Genomic DNA, 19427 nt, shown 5'->3' with positions numbered 1-19427 from the left:
ATTAATTAACCTTATTAATAGATTTATCTTCCAGAGTTGATGCCTTCTTACCGGGAGCAGATGCTACCAGCACAATTTGTGCCGGAGGATATTTTTGTATGCTGTTTCTGGTGAGAAGCTTCACATCCCATTGTATTTCGATTTGCTTTCCATGCTTTGTAAATAATGCCTGTTTTATCCTTTGTTATCAGTAAAAAAGAGCGCCTGAGCTCATATTGTGGCTTGCCCTTGCCGATAGAGGCCCGTTAAGGGCTGATCACTATTTTTAAGCCACAGAGTATGTTTTATTTTACTAATGACAAATGCCGATTTTAGCGCTTAGAAAAACTCCCCGGGGGTAAGTTTTTGTTAGAATGGCGACCGTTTTTTTGTGAGAAGACTATGGCCCTGCTGGAGATCCGTGACGTCGTAAAAACTTTCGGCGATTTCATTGCCGTTAATCATGTGAGCTTGTCGGTAAAAGCCGGTGAATTCTTTACTTTGCTTGGCCCTTCGGGCTGTGGAAAAACTACGCTTTTACGGATGTTGGCTGGTTTTGAGCAGCCAGATTCGGGTGCTATTTTGCTCGATGGGCAAGATATGTCCCTGGTGCCGCCAGAAAAGCGCCCGGTGCATACCGTATTTCAGAATTACGCACTGTTTCCGCATATGAGCGTGGCTGACAATATTGCCTTTCCTTTGAAAATGGCGAAGGCTTCTGCTGCCGAGATTAAGTTTCGCGTGGCGGAAATTCTGGAAGACGTGCGTTTGCAGGAGTTCGCACATCGGTTTCCGCATGAATTATCCGGTGGCCAGCGTCAGCGTGTCGCCATTGCCCGATCCTTGGTGAATCGCCCACGTCTTTTGCTGCTGGATGAGCCTTTATCTGCACTCGATGCCAAATTGCGCGAGCAGATGCAGATGGAGCTGATCACCCTGCAAAAAGAAGTAGGTGTGACCTTTGTGTATGTGACACACGATCAGGGCGAGGCTTTGGCCTTATCACACCGGATTGCCGTAATGAATAAGGGGCAGGTGGAGCAGCTGGATGCGCCTGAAACGATTTACAGCTATCCGAAAAGCCGCTTTGTTGCCGATTTTATTGGTCAGTGCAATTTACTTGATGCCACGATTAAATCAATTTCAAACGACCGTATGCAGCTTGAAATTGCGGGCGTTGGTATTGCCGAAGCTCTTTTGGTTGCGGACGCTGTAGTTGGTCAGAAAGGCACGCTGAGCTTACGCCCTGAAAAAATTAAGCTGGCAGCCAGCTTGGATAATACAGATGCAGATGAAGTGCACTTTAAGGGAACGGTTGAAAACTGCCTCTATCTTGGGGACGTTACCATTTATATCGTGAAATTAGATAATGGCATCCTGGTTGAAGCCATGTTGCCTAATTCTGCAGCGGGTCGCGCCAAATTCTTTGATGACAATGATGCAGTAGAGCTGGCATGGCGTTATGACGCCGGCCACTTTTTGCTGTCTTAAGGGGGCGAGATGTCCAAAGTAAAATCGCCCGGTCTGGCGAAGTGGCTAATTTCTGGCCCGCCTCTTTTGTACTTATTGATCTTTTTTGCCATCCCTACGCTGATCATGATTTTCTCGGCGTTTCGTTTTCCAGGCGAATATGGCGGTCTGATGCCGCTGGTGGATATCCACCCTGATACTGGTGTGCGTACGCTTTTAATTAATTCACAAAACTGGCGTGATTTTCTGACGCTGGAAAATTTCAGTCGTTTTTTTGAAGACGGCGTTTACGTTGAATTATTTGTTAAGTCATTCTGGTACGCAGGTTTAACAACACTATTTTGTATTATTCTGGCTTATCCGTTGGCATGGCTGATTGCGCGTAGTCCAAAGAAATACCGTGATTTACTCATATTATTGGTGATTTTGCCTTTCTGGAGTAATTTTCTAATCCGTGTTTATGCTTGGATGATTATTCTGGGACCTCAGGGCTATTTTGCCATGACGGTAAACAGCGTATTAGCATGGTTTGGTATTGGCCCGCAGCAGTTTCTATTTACCCATTTTGCGGTGATTGTGGTGCTGGTCTATGTGCATTTACCGTTTATGGTCTTGCCGCTCTATGCAAATTTGGAAAAGCACGATATGGCACTGCTTGCTGCTGCACAGGATTTAGGTGCATCGGCCTGGCAGCGTTTCTGGAGAATTACCTGGCCGCTTTCTCTGCCCGGTGTTTGGGCTGGTGCCGCTCTCGTGTTTATTCCGGCTCTTGGTATGTTTGCCGTGCCTGATCTGGTGGGGGGCACCGATGGCATTATGGTGGGGAATTTAATTAAACAGCAGTTCCTGGATAGCCGTGACTGGCCCTTTGGTTCAACTTTGTCGATTATGCTCACGGGGGGTGTGCTGCTGCTGGCGGTATTAGCGACCTTGATTAGTCGTGGAAGGAAAAAATAACATGACTAAGCAAAATAAATGGCTATGGGCAGTGGCCTTATTAACCTATGGCTTTTTGTATTTACCGCTTGTGATCGTGGTGGTGTATTCCTTTAATGATTCACGCTTAAATGCCGAATGGGTTGGGTTTACGTTTAAGTGGTATCGCATTTTATTTAATAATGAGCAGATGCTGCTTGCAGCTCGTAACTCTTTATTGATTGGTGTGATTACCAGTGTTTTTGCCACTATTTTCGGTACTTTAGCGGGTATGGCGATGTATAAATACAAGCTGCGCCTGTTACCGGTTTTAGTGCTCACCCCGATTGCTATTCCTGAAATCTTAATGGGCGTTTCGCTATTAATGTTTTTTGTCATGCTAAATATGACATTGGGTTTGTTTTCGGTCGCACTGGCGCATATCGCTTTCTGTATTGGTTTTGTAGCAATTGTGGTGCGCTCGCGCCTGCAGGGTATGGATGAAGCGTTGGTAGAGGCTGCACGAGATTTGGGAGCCACACCATTACAGGCATTTTATTTAATTACTATGCCTTTAATTATGCCGGGGATTATTGCTGGTGCTTTGATGGCATTCACTTTATCGATTGATGATTTTGTGATTACCTTTTTTACGGCAGGAGCGGGCGCTTCTACCTTGCCGCTGCAAATTTACTCCATGATCAGAATCGCCGTAACGCCGGAAGTAAATGCGATTTCCACATTGTTGATGCTGCTGACTTTGGCCTTGATTTTGATTGCCGGAAAATTGGCTCCCGGAGCTTTAAGAGCGAAGTAATTTGGCTGAGGCGGGCATGATCTGCCTTTGCGACGCCAGTGTCATTTAATGTGCGGATGAGCTGGTTTTTTATGCTGATGCTATATCCGTAATATTTGTACTGGTGCTGGAAATAGATTGCGTAAAACAGGGCATAATCAGCGGGTCTTTTTAATTTAACCGTCTTGGAGTATTTGAGACATGAAGAAATTATTGTTCACGTTTTTATTGGCTGCCAGCGTGGCAAATGCCGAAGACGTGCTCCACATTTATAACTGGAACAATTATATTGCGCCAGAAACGGTTAAACGTTTTCAGGCAGAATGTAAATGTCGGGTGGTACAAGATTATTATGGTGCAATGGAGGAGATGCTGGCTAAACTGAGCGCCGGTGCTAAAGGCTATGATGTGGTTGTGCCTACCGGGTTTGCAATGCCCCCTCTGATTAAGCAGGGTATGGTGCAGCCGCTGGATAAATCCAAACTTGTTAATATCAAAAATGTGAGTCCAACATTTTTAAATAGCCAGTTTGACCCGGGTAATCAGTTCTCTTTGCCTTATTCTTTTACCACGACTTTGCTGGGCTTTAATCAAACCAAGCTAAAAGAGCTGGGTATTGAGCCAAATTCATGGTCCGTGATTTTTGATCCGGTAGTATTGGCTAAAATTAAAGGCAAGGTAACGGTTCTTGATGATGCGAATGAATTATTTGCGGCATCTTTGATGTATAACGGTTTTTCCCCAAACTCCACTAAGCCGGAAGAGTGGAAAAAAGCGCAGGAAACCATTATCAAGGCCAAGCCTTTCTGGGCAGCATTTAATTCACAAAGTTATATCAAGGAATTAACCCTGGGTAATATCTGGGTAGCTCATGGTTACTCTAGTGATATGTTCCAGGCTGCAACCGATGCTAAAACCGCCAAGCGAGCCTTTAGTATCAGCTATGGCCTGCAAAAGGAAGGGAACACCCTGTCTGTGGATAATATGATGCTGTTAAAGTCCGCACCCCGCCCGGATCTCGCGCATAAATTTGTTAACTTTATGCTGGAGGGCAAAAATTCTAGCGAGCTGACTAATATGGTGGGGACGGGCAATCCAAATAGCGCAGCTGCACCTTTTGTAAATGCTGAAATGAAAAAGAATACTGCGGTATTTCCGGATGATGCAGCGTTAAAAAAACTGCAGCAACTTAAGCCGCTTGATGCCAAGCAACGCCGTGATTTAAGCCGCCTGTGGACTCAGGTTAAAACCTCTAAATAATGGGCATCGGGGAGGGCTGCAAGAGTGTGGCTCTCCCTTTTTTTGAATGAAACATTTCCTCACCATCAGTTATCTTTCCCGGCAAATTGCCCCGACTAGAGTGCCTCGGTATATTGCTTTTTGCTCGGTGCTGGTGATTCTGGTGATCAGCCTTTATCCTTTTAGTGGCTGGCGTTTTACAGGGGAACCGGTCTGGGCGTTTTTTGCCTATCCTCTGCCTTATTACTTCACCTTCTTCGATAATACGGTTAATGTGCTGGCTTATTTACCCCTGGGTTTTAGCCTTGCCATTTCTTTTCGTCATCTTCGCTATGGCAGTTTTTTAGCGGCATTGTCGGGTTTGGTTTTATCATCGACAGTTGAGTTTATTCAGCAATTTTTGCCTGGCCGCGTAGCGTCTAATTTAGATATTTTAAGCAATAGTTTTGGTGCCTTTCTTGGTGTGCTATTAGCGCTTATTTTAGGGCATCGTTACTGGCAAAACCGCTGGCTGGCCGCTCGTCATGCTTGGTTTGCGCCGGGTCCGGCTGTGGAGTGGGGCATCACTTGGCTGGTTTTGTGGTTTATTACTCAACTGGACCCGTCACAGCCTTTTCTGGGTGTGGTGGTTGAATTTCCCGGCTTACCCCAGCCTTTTGAATCGCCATTACAAAATGCCAAGCTTTTTTTAAGATTGCTGGAAGGCGGTGGCATGATGCTGCACTTTCTGGGGGTGGCATTGTTTGTGTCGGTTTTGGTGCGCCATACCTGGCAAAGCCCTAAGGCAATTCGCTTTACTCTGTTGACCGCCCTGCTGCTCAAGCTGGGCTTTGCGGGCTTACTGCTTAAACCCGCGCAGTTCTTTGCCTGGATCAATATCAATATTGTGGTGGGAGGCGCATTGGGCACGCTGGCCCTGGTGCTGCTCTGGCGTCTGAACCGGCGGTGGAGAGCCTTAGTTGGTGCGCTGGCGCTGGCTTTTGCTCTGGTGATTAGCTGGTTGTGGCCATTGACGCCACAGTTATCTGCTACCTTGCCGCTATTTCGCTGGCATTACGGGCACTTGCTGCACTTTAATGGCCTGTCGGCGGTTATTAGTGATTTGTGGCCTTATGGCGCTATTGCCCTGCTGCTGTGGCTGGCTGTTCGTGCGCCGCGTGAAGAATCCTGGTAGAGCTAAAAATCTTTAATCAGTGGCCCGATTGCAAGAAGTGCCAGAATAAATGCCAGAAAAATAGTTGAGCTAAAGCCCAAATGGCTAAAGCCATAGGCTCCCAGTACTGCGCCACAAAAAAATGCCATGACCAGACTGCTTTGTACTTTGAGGTGTTTACGATCGCACAGCACCTTAATATGGGCGGAGGCGCCGGGATTGCGGTTCCAATAAAATAGCCGCCCAAGCTCGATGCTGATATCGGTGATGAGGCCCGTCAGGTGGGTCGTGCGAATTACCGCTTTGGAAATCTTGGTAATGATGGCGTTTTGCAGGCCCATAATGAAGCACAGCAGTAGCATGGTAAGGGAAATCAGGCTGCCCGAGTGAGAGTCAAGCTGGCCGCCCAGCAGGCCAAAACAGAGTAAGAGCAAGGCCTCCAGCATCAGGGGCTCCGCATATAGGCTGCGGCTACCCCGGCGGCGTGCCCAGTTTATCAGCAGGGTCGACGCAATGGCTCCTGCCATAAACATTAGTAAACTGGCTACAGCAGCAATGATCAGGGAGGGCTTGCCCAGCACCCAGTTATCGGCCAGCCCCGATAAAATTCCCGTCATATGCGATGTATACTGGCCAACGGCCAAAAAACCTCCTGCGTTGGTCGCGCCTGCAACAAAGCAGAGGGTAATTCCAAGGTGTAGATTATTGCTGTCGGTACGTTCTGGGGCGGTAAGGGTGCGGAGGTAGTGAAGGGGCATAACGGTCATTCAATCCTTATAGAGCCTTGATTGTACTCGCCTTTATGATTTCGTTTGCCAAGATGTATCCTTGCATGCTTTTGTGGGTCGATCAATATGCATTTGGGATTATCTTCTAAAATCGGTTAATAGTTTGTTTTGTTATATATAAGTTATTTAATATTTCTTTTTTGTGCGAATAATGCTTGTTAGACTTCAGGCAAATCAAGACATTCGGCTTTAGCCCCGCACAATAAAGAAGGAATTGAAATGAAAAAAACACTGGTTCTTAGTACCCTGGCTGCTTTACTGGCAACCGGGTTTGCCCAGGCGGCAGAAAAACTCACTGTTGCTGCAACAGCTGTTCCTCATGCTGAAATTTTGGAACTGCTTAAACCCCAATTAGCTAAAGAAGGTGTTGATTTACAAGTTAAAGTTTTTACTGATTATGTGCAGCCTAATTTACAAGTTGATCAAAAAAATATTGATGCCAATTACTTTCAGACTAAGCCTTATTTAGATAATTTTAATAAAGGTAAGGGCACAAATCTGGTGATTGTAGCAGGTGTGCATATAGAGCCGTTTGGCGCTTACTCACGCAAATATAAATTATTAAAAGACTTACCAAATGGTGCAACGATTGCTATTCCAAACGAAGGCAGCAATAGCGGCCGTGCTTTATTACTGCTGCAAAAATCAGGTCTATTAAAACTGAAAGATGCAAAGAATGCTTTATCAACCCCTAAAGACATTATTGAAAACCCGAAGAAATTAAAGTTTAAAGAGCTGGATGCCGCCATGCTGGCGCGGGTATTGGATCAGGTTGATTTGGCACTAATTAATACTAATTATGCATTGGAAGCCAAGCTAAATCCGCTTAAAGACTCATTAGCTCTGGAAGATCGCAGCTCGCCCTATGTGAATTATCTGGTGGCCCGTCCGGATAATAAAGATAGTACTGCTATTAAAAAATTAGCTGCAGCTTTAACCAGCCAGCAGGTTAAGACTTTTATTGAAGGTAAATATGCAGGCGCAGTAGTTCCGGCATTTTAATTGCAGAGGATACAGCCTCAATCCTATCAACGTAGAGAAAAAGCATGATTTTAGATATTTTTGTAGGAGCGGCTTTAGCCGCGAAAGCGCTGCTTTTAAAATATTCGCGGCTAAAGCCGCATCCTACGATGCCGTTTTTAAGTTGATAGGATTGGATATCGCCCGGGCTACGTGGCATATTATTGAGCGTAGCTTTGTAATTTTAAATTTACTTTTTCGTGAAATGCCGTCTTTTTTGTGCTTGAAGATTTAGTGTTTTATTTTTTAATAAAAGGTATTTTGTTATATTTTTAAAAGTTATGTTATTTCGGAGTTTAAATCATTAAATTTCGATAGCCATTTACCAGCACTAAACCGGCAAACCATAGATAAAGCACGGCTGATAGTAATAGGCAGCCTTGGGTAAAACGCTGACCAAATAGCCTGGCCCCGTGGGTGGCGCTGTAAACCATCAGCAAAGTCCAGGCCATGCCGCCGGTAAAAAATCCGCTAAGAAAACGCGTTGTAGAGAGCAGGCTGCCATCGGTGGCCTGAGCGATCAGGCTGCCGCCTACCGCGGCAAACCAGAGAATGGATGAAGGCGAGGCCATAGCCAGCATCATGCCTTTGCTAAACATCCCTCTGCGGCCCGTATGAGGAATGGAGGTACTTTCTACTTGCCGGGCGTCTTGCCAGGCCTGCCTTGCCATTTTGACCGCAAGATAAAGTAAAACTGTACCGCCACCAAGCCAGGTGATCCACCTGACTGCCGTAAATTGCAGCAAGACACTCATGCCTAAAAGAGAAACAATCGCCCAAACCATATCACCAAAACACGAGCCAAAGCCCATCCACAGCGCGGGGCGGGGGCCGTGTTTCAGGCTGGTATCGATCAGGGCGACGTTGACGATGCCCAGATCCAGGCAAAGTGAAATAGAAAGTAAAAAACCGGTGATGAATACATCCATTTTAAGGCTCTATTGATCGTTGTGCTGCGGTAGGACGCGCAGTTTAACAGCTTCAGATTTGCGCTTGTATTGACGTATTACCTTTGGGAAAAACAGAGTATGTAGGGAGGGGGAGTGGTTATCGGTGCTAAGCAATTTGGCTTCATCATAGCAAACAGCGAAAAAATGTAATGACCGCGCGCTCTGCATGGGGCTTTTTAAAGTCCCCTTGAAACACGCCGTAGCGAGGAACAAGCGGGGCGGGGTTTCGGCAAGGGAGCGAGGCAGCGAGCCAATCCCGCCCGCCGCCGACTCGATTGTCCGCAGCGCAGGGGCCTTCGTGTTTCGTGGGGCGGCCTTCTTTGGCTTCGTTTCTTGGCCGTTCAAGAAAGGAAGGCCCCCGCGGTGGCTACCGCTCCAAAATTAATGTGCCGCAGGCACTAAAAAGGTCTTTTAGACTTTGCTTAGCACCTGTCCTACGAATGATGCAACGCCTGCACATGAGTTATAGGGGGCTCAACGATAAGGTCGTTATGGGGCGAAAGTGATGCGCAAGAAAATCGGCTTGGACACCCTATAAAAGCCAGCAATGCTTTTGATCTTTAGTTGGTAGATTTGGGTTTTACTCCCTGATATTGCTTAGGATTTCCAGAAAACACGCGTAAATAAAATTAGCAGCGAAAAGACCTCCAAGCGCCCAAGCAGCATGGCGAAATTACAAATCCAGATTTGTATATTGCTTAGTACGCCATAGTTGGATGCAGGGCCGACAACACCAAGGCCGGGGCCTGCGTTATTAATGCAGGCGATGACGGCGGTAAAGCTGGAGAGAAAGTCCAGACCAGAAAGTAATAGTAAAAAGGTGAGTACAAACACACTCATTGCGTATAGAAAAATAAATCCCATGACGGCAAAAATAATCTGGTGCGGAATCGCCATGCCGTTGACTCGTAGCGGATGCACTGCATTGGGGTGCAGTAAGCTTGACATTTGCCGGCTGGATTCGCGCATCATAATCAGCGTCCGGATCATTTTAATGCCGCCGCCTGTAGAGCCAGAGCAGGCGGTAATACAGGATAGGAACAGCATGAGAAGCGGCACAAAAATAGGCCACGAGCCAAAATCCACGCTGGCAAAGCCCGAATCGGTAGCAATTGATACCAGGTTAAAGGCGACATGCCTGAGTGAAGTCAGATAATCCCCATAGGTATTTTGAGCGACTAGATAGGCTGCACAGCCAAGTGTGCTGATCAGAATCAGCAAAATCATGGCTTTGAATTCGGAGTCCTTTAAGTAGGTAGAGAGTTTGCGCCCTGTTAGTGCTACATAGTGCGTGGCAAAGTTGGTGGCGGCCAGCAGCATAAATACAATCAGGATGGCTTCGATGATGGGCGAATTAAAAAAACCAACGCTGGCATCATGAGTGGAAAAACCGCCCAGGCACATTGCTGCAAATGCGTGGCAAACGGCATCCAGCCAGCTCATGCCTCCGGCAAACTTAAGCAGTAAAGCGCAGGCTAACGTGAGCCCTGCGTAGACAATCCATAAGTTGCGGGCGGTTTCTCTGATACGCGGAGTGAGCCTGGCATCTTTAATCGGCCCGGGCGTTTCAGCCTTAAATAGCTGCAGTCCGCCCACACCCAGCATGGGTAAAATGGCGACGGCTAACACGATAATCCCCATACCACCCAGCCAATTAAGTAAATGCCGCCATAAATTAATCGAGGGCGGCAGCTGGTCCAGGCCGGTTAGCACGGTGGCCCCTGTTGTGGTAAGGGCAGACATGGTCTCAAAATAGGCGTGGGTAAATGTGAGGCTGGGGTTATAGAGCAGCAGGGGCAGGGCAGAGACGGCGGGCAGCACCGTCCATAGCCCTACAACCAGAACAAAACCATCCCGTGCTTTCATTTCACGTTTATAGCCGCGGGTGAGCAGTGCCAAAGCCGCGCTGCAGAGCAGCAGGCTGCTCAGCGAGGTAATAAAAGGCCACAGACCGTTATCATTGCCAAACCATGCCACAGCAATGGGCAGCAAAATCCAGAGCGAAAATATGCCCGATACCCGGGCCAGAATATTCACCGTAGGAAAGATGCGTTGAGCGAGGGACATTAGAAAAACCCCATTTTAACGGCAAAGAGTTTTTCTACTTCTCTGATATGAGCCTTGTTATCAACAAAGAGGATCACATGATCTTCAGCTTCAATGATAGTGCTTCCATGGGCAATCAGCACTTTTTCCCCGCGAACGATGGCCGCCAGGTCTGCCCCCGAAGGCAGTTTGATATCGTCAAGTTTTTTACCAATTACTCGCGAGGTAGCGGGCGTGCCATGCACAATGAGTTCCATGGCCTCGGCAGCGCCACGGCGCAGGCTGTGAACAGCCACGACATCACCGCTTCTTACATGGGCCAGCAGAGAGCCAATGGTGGCAACAGCCGGTGAGATGGCTACGTCAATCTTGCCACCTTGCAGCAGATCCACGTAACGCGAGCGGTTGATAATGGCGATGGTTTTGCGCGCACCCATTTGCTTGGCTAACAGGCTGGACATGATGTTGTCTTCATCATCCGAGGTCAGAGCAAAGTACAGATCGCAGCGCTCAATCTGTTCGCTTTCCAGTAGCGCTTCGTCAGTAGCGTCCCCCTTAAGTACCAGCGTGTCGGGCAGGACTTCGGCCAGCCAGTTGGCGCGTTCACGGTTGGCTTCAATAATTTTAACCTGATAGTTTTTTTCCAAAGCACGTGCTAGCCTGAATCCCACATTGCCACCTCCTGAAAGGGTGATGCGTTTGATGGGCGTTTCCGTGCCCCGCATTTCCTGGATAACATCCCGGATATGCTCGGTTGCGGCAAGAAAAAAAACCTCGTCCCCGACTTGTAAAGTTGTGTTGCCATCAGGGTGAATGCGGTGACCTTTGCGATAAATAGAAACAACCCGCCGGTCTATATTGGGAAGCAGCCTGTTGAGCGAGGCCAGATCCTGCCCATCCATATGGGCTCCTGCTTCAACTCTTGTGGCAACCAGCTGGGCTTTGCCGTCGGCAAAATCCAGTACCTGCAGGGCTTCCGGTGTTTCAACCAGGCTGACCAGATAATCGGTAACAATTTGTGCCGGGGTAATGACATGATCGATTGCAAAGTTGCCATCGGCAAATAATTCCGGATGGGCAAGCAAGTCCGGGTCACGAATCCGTGCCAGCCGGGTCGGGATATTGAATAGCTCATAGGCAATTTTGCACGCCACCATATTGAGCTCATCCAGCTGTGTCACTGCGAGTAAAAGATCTGCATCTGCTGCACCGGCAGCAGCAAGCACCGCCGGGCTGGCCGCATGGCCTACTACGGTGCGCAGGTCCAGCCGGTCTGCCAGTGGTTTTAAACTTTCCGGGTTTTCATCCACTATCGTGACGTTATAGCGCTCGTGAACAAGCTGTTCAGCAACGGATGCACCTACGCGTCCGGCACCAAGGATCAGAATATTAGACACAATGTTTTTCCATCTGATGAGCCAAATGCAGGCATCAGTTTCAGTAAATGAGAGCGGATTTTATACAAGCATTGATGTATTCGGCTAAAAAACATCAAGTTTTGAAGGGTAATGTTTCTCTTGATGCTTACATACTTATATATAAGTAACTTTTTAAGTGTTTATGTTTAATGCATAAACTGCCAGCGATGCTCGGTTGCAAATGATGTGCATCTTAGCAAGTAAAAGAGATTGATTGAGTAGTTTTACTTATTTTGAGGTTTTTGCAGGGCGGCTTAAAGTGCCGCTTTATCTGTGCGGCTGGGCTGGGGGCGTTGCAGTGTGTTTTTATGCAGGGTGTAGGCTAGATGGTGTGCCGTTGCTACGTCTTTTTCAGAGTTTATATAGCTAAGATGCAAGGCGTGGTGAATATGGCAGAATAAATGCGGGTTTTGTAAGCCGGTAGCCAGAGTTAAGGCTGTATTGAGCTGAACGCGTGCGCTCTCCCAGAGTTGCTCAGCCATATCGCATTGGCCTAACCCTAGTAAGCTGCTGGCTTTATGCCATGGACTATCCTGCAACAGGCAAATTTTTAAAGCACTATTGAGCTGAGCCCTGGCATTTTTCAAATCGCCCTGCTTCAAATACAGTAAGCCACTAATTCGATAAATCTCTGCTTCGTGCTCTAAATGACGAATTGTCAGCGAGATGTCTCTTGCTCTTTGCAGCATGGTTTTTGCTTCATTTAGGCGCTCCAGACTGTAAAGATCAATGGCGATATTGATATACACCTGGCAGCGCAATACCGGATCATTACTGGTGTACAAAAAATCAAATGCTTTGTAGTGGCACTGCAGAGCTTCGGTATATTCTTCAAAGCCAAAATGAACCTGCCCCAGCCCGATCTGCGCCTGAATAAACAGGGTGAAGCTGTTGTTCTTGCTGGCAAGTTCTGCGCACTCTTCCCAGATGCAGGCGGCCTGCGTTGTTTCACCAAGATCAAAATAGCTGCGCCCGATCTGTTCAAACAGTAATGCTTTTTCGAGTGAATAATCCTGGGTTAGCCCTAAAGCTTGCCGGAAAGTAGCAAGTGCATCTTGCGGCTTGCCAAGCCTGAGCTGTGCTTTCCCCAGCACAAGGCCCGCCCGCGTTTCCCCGTTGCGATAGCCGCTTGCCTGCGACTGTAATAGCGCATGCCTTGCCAGCTGCAGGCTTTCACTAGCCTGCGTGGCAAGGATCTCATCAGCGCTGGCAATCAGGCGATCAAGATCGCCAGGAAGGGCTCTGGGTCTTACCTGCATTACTCTTCCTCGGTACTTCGCTGCTTTTTAGGTACAGCGATACCCAGTTGTTTGAGTTTGCGGTAAAGGTGGGTGCGCTCCAGACCAACTTTTTCTGCCACACGGCTCATATTGCCGTTAGACAGATCAATCTGCCGTTCGATATAGAGTTTTTCAAATTGATCGCGAGCTTCACGCAGAGGCAGGCTTAGATCAATATTGGGCAGGCCGGACAGATGCTGGTTGTGGCTTTCGGTGCTGATACTGCCATTGGGGGCAAATTGGGATAAAAGACGCGCCAGTGGTGCACTGTCGATTTCTCCGTCACGGCTGGTAATTGCAACGCTTTTCACAACATTGGCCAGCTCGTCCAGATTACCGGCCCATATCTGCCGCGATAAAAGCTGCAGAGCCAGCGGGCTGAAGTAGCGGGGGCCGAGTTTATGCATGCTGATTGCATCGGCGAGGAGTTTTTCAGCCAGCTGCGGAATATCTTCGCGGTGCTCTGCCAATGAAGGAATCGCAATACTGAGCTGGGAAATATAATTTAAAAGCTCGGGTTCCAGCTGGCCTGCCAAAACACTCAATGGTTTGCTGGATGCACAAACCAGGCGTACACGCTGTTTTTCCAGCTTGGGCAGAACGCTTTTCAGTCCAAGCTGAGCGCGGCGGTCCAGCCAGGCTAAGTCGCGCAGAAATAAAATACCACCGGTGGCTTTATTGAGCAGCTCTTGCGGTGCCTGAGCCAGATCTTCATTTGACGGTGGTGAAACAAAGGGCGCATTGGGCATATTTAAAAAGCGTGCACAGTGCTCAAACCCCACTCCCGGCAGTCCCAGCAGTAAGACCGGGCCAGGTTTACCCCGTAAGGGACTTAAAGTGGACTGCAGCTCCTGAATGGCAATACCCGCCCCCAGGCGCTCCAGCGTGGGTGCACGTACAAGCGTTTCGCTTGGCAGCGACAGGGCGCGTTTTACTGTCGCCAGGAGTTTTTGCAAACCAATGGGCTTTTCAAGAAAATCAAGCGCACCAATACGAGTGGCTTCCACTGCGGTATCAATGGTGGCATGGCCGGACATCATCACCACAGGCATGGTGAGCTGACCATTACGCGACCATTCTTTGAGCAGAGTAATCCCATCGGTGTCCGGCATCCAGATATCAAGCAGCACCAGACGTGGCTGGGTTTGATTTCTGATTTTACGGGCGGTTTCCGCATTTTCGGCTAGCACAATGCCATAGCCTTCATCTTGCAGAATTTCCGATAATAATTCGCGAATGCCGACTTCATCGTCGACGATCAAAATATCCTGACTAGCCAATTGCTTCCTCCGCGAGGGGCAGCTCGATTCTTACCCAAGCGCCACCTTCATCCCTGTTGCCGGCCTGTATTCGGCCCTGATGTTCTTCGATTATTTTTTTTACGATCGCTAAACCTAAGCCTGTCCCTTTGATTTTGGTGGTGACATAAGGCTCAAAAATACGAGGCAAAAGTTCATTTGGAAATCCACTGCCACTGTCTGTAACGGTTAGGCTTGCAAAACGTTCGTTTTTTTCCATCTTAAGGTAAATTCGCTTGGGACTTTCGGAATTTTCTGACCCTGTGATGGCATCCTGAGCATTTTGCAAGAGGTTATGGATCACCTGGCGCAGCTGAGTGGCATCGCCAAGCACGATTAAAGGCGCTTCACTGACCTGATTTAAAATCAGTGGAGAGGCTTCATACAGCACTAAAATTTCAGTGAGTAACTGCTGTAAATCCAGCGGTTTTTTCTTGCCGCTAGGCTGGCGCGCATAATCTCTGAACGCGTCAACCATATCTTTTAATGCACCTACCTGACGCACGATGGTCTGTGTGTTTTTTGCAAGTAGCTCGGCACTGGCCGGGTCCAGCTTGTCAGCCAGTTTATGCTCCATCCGCTCTGCCGCTAATTGTATCGGAGTGAGCGGATTTTTAATCTCATGAGCCAAACGCCTTGCCACCTCGCCCCATGCGGCATCGCGCTGGGCTGATAGTAAATCGGTGACATCATCAAATACCACCACAAAACCGGTGTGGCTGCCATCTTGCGGATCCAGTAAATGTGTACCCCGGATGTGCAAAACGCGCTTAGTGTTGGCAAGTTCTAACTGATGCTGCCAACGGTCTTGCTCAGATAGTAATCTATCTGCGATCTGAGCACAAAAAGGTGTCAGTGCCGGATAGAATAAATGCCAGTTAGTAAGGGGCTCCGGGCCAATTCTTTCCGGGTCTATTCCCAGTATTCTTAAGGCACTCTGGTTGGATGAGCGCAGATGCCATGCATTATCAAAAGATAATACGCCTGCGGAGAGAGAACCCAAAATGGCTCCCAGGTGCGCACGCCCTGCTGCTTGTTCAGCCTGATGCATCTCCAGCGTGCTGCGTGCCTCCGAGAGCTGCCTTGTCATGCGATTAAACGAATGCGTGAGTATCCCCAGCTCGTCTCTGCTGATCACGGGCTGCATTTGTGAGTAATCGCCTGCAGCAACTGCACGGGTACCTTCTGCAAGCACCGAGAGAGGGGCTGCTAAACGATCTGACAGGTAAATTGCCAGGGCCAGCGCACCCAGCAGAGCCATCAACAGGGCCAGCGTGAGCGTAAGGCTGTAAATAAGCTTGAGCCCCCGCCTTGATTGCGATAATTGTTTGTAATCGTTGCGTACTTTTTCAACTAGCTCCGCATCGGCGGCCAGTTGTCTGGGGACGGGTTGGACCAATTGTAACAGGCGTGTTTTTTCACCAAAGCTGCTGGCGCGCACTGGCACGAGTACACGCATGGTGAGCCCCTGATCATTAAGCGGCTCGATGATTTTAAACGGGGCACGCATGGCCTGGCGGAGCTGGGTGCGGTCTGGCTGGATAGGGAAAAGGCTGGCGTTTTCGCCACCAAGATGGGCTATTGTCTGGCCTGATTCATTAAAAAGTGATAATTCTTGCACACCGGTTTGCTCGCGTAGCCGCCCCAGCCTGAGCAGCATGCCCGAGCTGTTGTCTTCGCTGATATCAAGTGCAATAACGTTCGCTTTTCTGGTTAGATCACTCAGCTGATAATCAATAGCGTTATGCCCCAGATTAAGACCGCGATCCAAAGCGTGATCGACACGAACGTCAAACCAGTTTTCAATGCTGCGGTTTAAAAACTGCACCGATAGGGTGTAAACCAGCGTGCCGGGCAGGACGGCAACAAGGGCAAACATCAATACCATTCTGAGGGTGAGCCGTGAGCCAAAGACTTTGGCCTGGACTTTTTTAACGAGGCTGACTAAGCGAATACTGACTAAAACCAGCAGGCCGCCGAGCAGCAATAAATTAAGGATCAGCAGTAAGCCGTAATACTCGGCAAAGGCCGAGGTATTGCCACTGGCAGTTGCTAGTAAAAAAATCAGAATAGCGCCCAGTGAGGCGAGTAGCAGCAGCTTAGGTTTACTCATTACTGACGGCGTCTTCGGTGCGTACCTTGACCAGATCAACCCAGGGTGATTCTAATTGCCACTCTTCGTGACCAAAGGCGGTGAGCTGATAGGTTTTTGGCAGGCGTGAGCGATCAAGTTTTAAACGTACTTTGCCTGCAAAATCAGGATTGCGGTCGCGGGCGATATTGCTGTCGCTCAGTATTCCCCAGTTTCTCACAATACCTAGTGCTGCCAGTGCGTCATTCACATTGCTAAAGTTGCGGTAAAAGCTGCCAATGTGCAGGCGGTATTGCCTTGATAGCGAATGATAGGATAGCTGGTAGCTTAGCATTGCATTGGGGCCAAAGCCGTCGGAGATCTGGCGATACCATGAGTACATCCGGGGGCGGGTCAGCTGGAATTCGTAGACAAAGGCCAGTGACAGTCCGTTTTTGAGTGCTTCTTGTAAATCATTAGAAAGCGAGATATCGAACCGGGCGGCAATTTCAATCCGGTTATCAGCAAAGCTCGCTTCTGCTTTTTGTACTTTGATGTCTCCAGCATCAGCCCAGACCCACGCGCAGAGCAGGCAGCTTATGCAAAACAAAGCCAGCTTGAAAAGACGAGGCTGGCTTTGTGCACGGCAGGGCGTCATGCCGGGTCTTAGCATGAAGATATCCGCAATTTGCGGCGATTATGCCGTTTTGGCAAAAAGGGCGTAGAAAAAGCCATCATGTTCCGGTGTTGGCAGTAGTTGACCATCTGCGGGAATAAAATCGGGTAAAGGCAATCGTTCTGCGTTGGCATGGCGAGCGACAAATGCGTTTGCTGCCTCGGTATTTTCCGCCGCAAAAACAGAGCAGGTAGCGTACAGGAGTTTGCCGCCCGGCGCTACGAGTGGCCAGAGCGCATCAAGCATTTGAGCCTGCTGGCGTGCAAAGCCGGCAAAATCTTCAGGGCGGCGCAGCCATTTGATATCGGGGTGGCGGCGCACTACTCCGGTGGCCGAGCAAGGCACATCGGCAAGGACACGGTCAAATTGCTGCCCATCCCACCAAGAGTCCGGCTGGCTGGCGTCGCCTAGCTGTAAGGTGGCGGTCTGGCCCAGCCGGTCTATGTTTTCTTGTACACGGCGAAGGCGGGCGGCATCGTTATCGATTGCCGTTAAACTGACATTTGCCAGCTCCAAAATATGGCCGCTTTTTCCACCGGGAGCCGCGCAGGAATCCAGTACACGCTGGCCGTCGGCCACATCTAAAATCCTTGCTGCATATTGCGCGCCCAGATCCTGTACTGATACCCAGCCATCAAAAAAGTGTGGCAAACGATCAACACCTACAGGATGCAGCAGCTGAATGGATAAGCCATCGCTTGAGCTGGCTGCGATTTCATCAAGAGCCAGCAGGGCGATGTAGGCATCGCAACTGGTTTTGTTCAGATTAACCCGGAGAGTCATTGGCGGATGCTGGTTATTGGCCAGCAAAATATTACGCCATTGTCTGGGGTAGGTTTTGCGCATCGCCGAAATCCACCAGGCAGGATGCGAGTATTGGCCGTATTCACTGTTTTGCGACATTTTGAAAAGATCATCTTTCTGGCGCAGAAAATTACGCAATACACCATTAACCAGCCCCTTGCCGTGGCCTGCGCCTGTTTGCATTGCCACTTTAACGGCATGATCCACAATGGCGTGCGGGGCAGAGCGGCTAAATTGCAGCTGATAAACGGCAACCAGCAATAATGCTTTAAGCTCCGGTTCATGCAATGGCTTTTGCAGGAGCTGTTTCAGGATGCTTTCGATTAAGCCAAGCTGGCGTAAAGTGCCATAGCTTACATCCTGGATAGCACCTTTCTGGCGTGGCAGCAGGCTGGGATCTTCCCGCCAGACTTTATTTAAGGCTTCAGTCAGGTTTTGACCGGCAAGGACACAGGCCACAATACGGCTGGCAAATTTTTGGGTAGCAAGCAAAATGTTCTCTTTCTGGTGAAATGGCCGCCAGCTCAAAACCGGAATTCTACAAGGCAGCAAGGCTTACCGTCTGCCTGAATTTATTAACCGTTGAGTCTGTGCGGTTTAATGCAATTAACTGCGTGCAATAGCGTGCAATCTTGCGACACGCTCGGCTGTTTGCGGGTGAGTGCGAAATAAATTTGATAATCCTCCGCCAGTAAGCGGGTTGATAATCATCATTTGCGCGGTTTCCGGGTGGGCGTCCGCAGCTTGCATGGGAATGCCGCGTGCATAAGACTCGATTTTTTGTAAGGCATCTGCTAATGCCAGCGGGTCGCCCGAAATACGCGCACCACCTGCATCTGCTTCATATTCCCGGGCACGGGAAATAGCCATTTGAATTAGTGATGCCGCAATTGGTGCCAAAATTGCTAAAACAATGCTTACAATCGGGTTCATTGAGCGGCCATTTTCATTACGCCCCCCAAAAAGCATGGCAAAGTTGGCCAGTGCAGAAATTGCCCCCGCCATCGTTGCCGAGATGGTCGAAATTAAAATATCCCGGTGCTGAACATGGGCCAGCTCATGGGCCATTACTCCGCGTAATTCACGGTAAGAGAGTACACGCATAATACCGGTGGTGGCGGCAACGGCAGCGTTCTCCGGGTTACGGCCTGTGGCAAAGGCATTGGGCTGCTCTTCGTCGATCACATACACTTTGGGCATGGGCAGACCGGCATTTCTGGATAACTCTTCCACCATTGCGTAAAGTTCGGGGGCGCTGTGGGCATCAACAGGGTGAGCGTTGTACATGCGCAACACCATCTTGTCGGAGTTCCAGTAGGCCCAGATATTCATCCCGCCACCCAAAAGCAGCGCCAGCAGCATACCGCTCATGCCGCCAAGCATTGCGCCTATCATGGCAAAGAGGGCAATAATGCCCGCCATAAGAATGCTCGTTTTTAGCCAGTTATTCATTTTCCTACCCAGTAAAAACAGATCTGATGTTAATCAGATGCTGGTGCTTCAGAAAAATTCAATCTCTATGCC

Annotated in this window: 16 protein-coding genes; 6 read left to right on the top strand and 10 right to left on the bottom strand. The window is 48.9% G+C overall.

Annotated elements, in window-relative coordinates; all coding sequences use genetic code 11:
* The first annotated feature begins 381 nt into the window (after positions 1-381).
* The 5 genes from EJO50_RS10870 to EJO50_RS10850 all read left to right on the top strand — a co-directional run bounded on the left by EJO50_RS10870 (position 382) and on the right by EJO50_RS10850 (position 5573).
* Complete coding sequence (locus EJO50_RS10870) at positions 382-1470, top strand: ABC transporter ATP-binding protein (protein WP_125974103.1); 1089 nt, start codon at positions 382-384, stop codon at positions 1468-1470.
* A gap of 9 nt (positions 1471-1479) precedes the next feature.
* A complete protein-coding gene (locus EJO50_RS10865; protein WP_125974101.1) occupies positions 1480-2406 on the top strand; it encodes an ABC transporter permease in 927 nt (308 codons plus the stop codon).
* 1 nt (position 2407) lies between these two features.
* Positions 2408-3181 carry an ABC transporter permease gene (locus EJO50_RS10860; RefSeq protein WP_125974099.1) on the top strand — a complete coding sequence of 258 codons (774 nt, stop codon included), beginning with the start codon at positions 2408-2410 and terminating at the stop codon, positions 3179-3181.
* 180 nt (positions 3182-3361) lie between these two features.
* Positions 3362-4420 carry an ABC transporter substrate-binding protein gene (locus tag EJO50_RS10855; protein WP_125974097.1) on the top strand — a complete coding sequence of 353 codons (1059 nt, stop codon included), beginning with the start codon at positions 3362-3364 and terminating at the stop codon, positions 4418-4420.
* 46 nt (positions 4421-4466) lie between these two features.
* Complete coding sequence (locus tag EJO50_RS10850) at positions 4467-5573, top strand: VanZ family protein (RefSeq protein WP_125974095.1); 1107 nt, start codon at positions 4467-4469, stop codon at positions 5571-5573.
* Positions 5574-5575: 2 nt separating this feature from the next.
* Here EJO50_RS10850 and EJO50_RS10845 read toward each other — a convergent pair whose 3' ends face one another.
* Positions 5576-6319 (bottom strand): YoaK family protein, encoded by a 744-nt coding sequence (locus EJO50_RS10845; protein WP_233702052.1) that lies wholly within the window; start codon positions 6317-6319, stop codon positions 5576-5578.
* Between the two features lie 240 nt (positions 6320-6559).
* On the opposite strand from EJO50_RS10845, the gene EJO50_RS10840 reads away from it, so the two are divergent.
* Positions 6560-7342, top strand: a complete 783-nt coding sequence (locus EJO50_RS10840) for a MetQ/NlpA family ABC transporter substrate-binding protein (protein ID WP_125974093.1) — start codon at positions 6560-6562, stop codon at positions 7340-7342.
* Positions 7343-7656: 314 nt separating this feature from the next.
* On the opposite strand, the gene EJO50_RS10835 is transcribed toward EJO50_RS10840, so the two are convergent.
* The 9 genes from EJO50_RS10835 to htpX all read right to left on the bottom strand — a co-directional run bounded on the left by EJO50_RS10835 (position 7657) and on the right by htpX (position 19355).
* A complete protein-coding gene (locus tag EJO50_RS10835; RefSeq protein ID WP_125974091.1) occupies positions 7657-8289 on the bottom strand; it encodes a LysE family translocator in 633 nt (210 codons plus the stop codon).
* 618 nt (positions 8290-8907) lie between these two features.
* Positions 8908-10377, bottom strand: coding sequence for a TrkH family potassium uptake protein (locus EJO50_RS10830; protein WP_125974089.1), 1470 nt, complete (start codon positions 10375-10377; stop codon positions 8908-8910).
* Positions 10377-11753 carry a Trk system potassium transporter TrkA gene (gene trkA, locus EJO50_RS10825; protein WP_125974087.1) on the bottom strand — a complete coding sequence of 459 codons (1377 nt, stop codon included), beginning with the start codon at positions 11751-11753 and terminating at the stop codon, positions 10377-10379. The genes EJO50_RS10830 and trkA overlap by 1 nt, the downstream gene beginning before the upstream one ends.
* Before the next feature lie 275 nt (positions 11754-12028).
* Positions 12029-13033, bottom strand: coding sequence for a tetratricopeptide repeat protein (locus tag EJO50_RS10820; protein WP_125974085.1), 1005 nt, complete (start codon positions 13031-13033; stop codon positions 12029-12031).
* Complete coding sequence (locus EJO50_RS10815; protein ID WP_125974083.1) at positions 13033-14334, bottom strand: sigma-54-dependent transcriptional regulator; 1302 nt, start codon at positions 14332-14334, stop codon at positions 13033-13035. The genes EJO50_RS10820 and EJO50_RS10815 overlap by 1 nt, the downstream gene beginning before the upstream one ends.
* On the bottom strand, positions 14327-16465 hold the full coding sequence (locus EJO50_RS10810; protein ID WP_125974081.1) for a sensor histidine kinase: 2139 nt from the start codon (positions 16463-16465) through the stop codon (positions 14327-14329). Before EJO50_RS10810 ends, EJO50_RS10815 begins: the two co-directional genes overlap by 8 nt.
* Entirely contained in the window at positions 16458-17081 is a 624-nt protein-coding gene (locus tag EJO50_RS10805) for a DUF4390 domain-containing protein (RefSeq protein ID WP_164521491.1), read from the bottom strand. Before EJO50_RS10805 ends, EJO50_RS10810 begins: the two co-directional genes overlap by 8 nt.
* A gap of 39 nt (positions 17082-17120) precedes the next feature.
* A complete protein-coding gene (rsmB, locus tag EJO50_RS10800) occupies positions 17121-18395 on the bottom strand; it encodes a 16S rRNA (cytosine(967)-C(5))-methyltransferase RsmB (RefSeq protein ID WP_125974077.1) in 1275 nt (424 codons plus the stop codon).
* 114 nt (positions 18396-18509) lie between these two features.
* Positions 18510-19355, bottom strand: a complete 846-nt coding sequence (gene htpX / locus EJO50_RS10795; protein ID WP_125974075.1) for a zinc metalloprotease HtpX — start codon at positions 19353-19355, stop codon at positions 18510-18512.
* Positions 19356-19427 lie beyond the last annotated feature (72 nt).

This window comes from Iodobacter ciconiae, assembly GCF_003952345.1.
GTDB classification, from domain to species: Bacteria; Pseudomonadota; Gammaproteobacteria; order Burkholderiales; family Chitinibacteraceae; genus Iodobacter; species Iodobacter ciconiae.
Note: the sequence above shows the minus strand (reverse complement) of the source record. Positions and strands in the feature narration are given on the sequence as shown.

Coding starts and splice junctions, on each gene's coding strand:
- EJO50_RS10830 (WP_125974089.1), bottom strand. CDS start 10,377: ATGTCCCTCGCTCAACGCATCTTTCCTACGGTGAATATTCTGGCCCGG.
- EJO50_RS10850 (WP_125974095.1), top strand. CDS start 4,467: ATGAAACATTTCCTCACCATCAGTTATCTTTCCCGGCAAATTGCCCCG.
- EJO50_RS10810 (WP_125974081.1), bottom strand. CDS start 16,465: ATGAGTAAACCTAAGCTGCTGCTACTCGCCTCACTGGGCGCTATTCTG.
- EJO50_RS10840 (WP_125974093.1), top strand. CDS start 6,560: ATGAAAAAAACACTGGTTCTTAGTACCCTGGCTGCTTTACTGGCAACC.
- EJO50_RS10820 (WP_125974085.1), bottom strand. CDS start 13,033: ATGCAGGTAAGACCCAGAGCCCTTCCTGGCGATCTTGATCGCCTGATT.
- htpX (WP_125974075.1), bottom strand. CDS start 19,355: ATGAATAACTGGCTAAAAACGAGCATTCTTATGGCGGGCATTATTGCC.
- EJO50_RS10870 (WP_125974103.1), top strand. CDS start 382: ATGGCCCTGCTGGAGATCCGTGACGTCGTAAAAACTTTCGGCGATTTC.
- EJO50_RS10845 (WP_233702052.1), bottom strand. CDS start 6,319: ATGACCGTTATGCCCCTTCACTACCTCCGCACCCTTACCGCCCCAGAA.
- EJO50_RS10865 (WP_125974101.1), top strand. CDS start 1,480: ATGTCCAAAGTAAAATCGCCCGGTCTGGCGAAGTGGCTAATTTCTGGC.
- EJO50_RS10860 (WP_125974099.1), top strand. CDS start 2,408: ATGACTAAGCAAAATAAATGGCTATGGGCAGTGGCCTTATTAACCTAT.
- EJO50_RS10835 (WP_125974091.1), bottom strand. CDS start 8,289: ATGGATGTATTCATCACCGGTTTTTTACTTTCTATTTCACTTTGCCTG.
- EJO50_RS10855 (WP_125974097.1), top strand. CDS start 3,362: ATGAAGAAATTATTGTTCACGTTTTTATTGGCTGCCAGCGTGGCAAAT.
- EJO50_RS10805 (WP_164521491.1), bottom strand. CDS start 17,081: ATGACGCCCTGCCGTGCACAAAGCCAGCCTCGTCTTTTCAAGCTGGCT.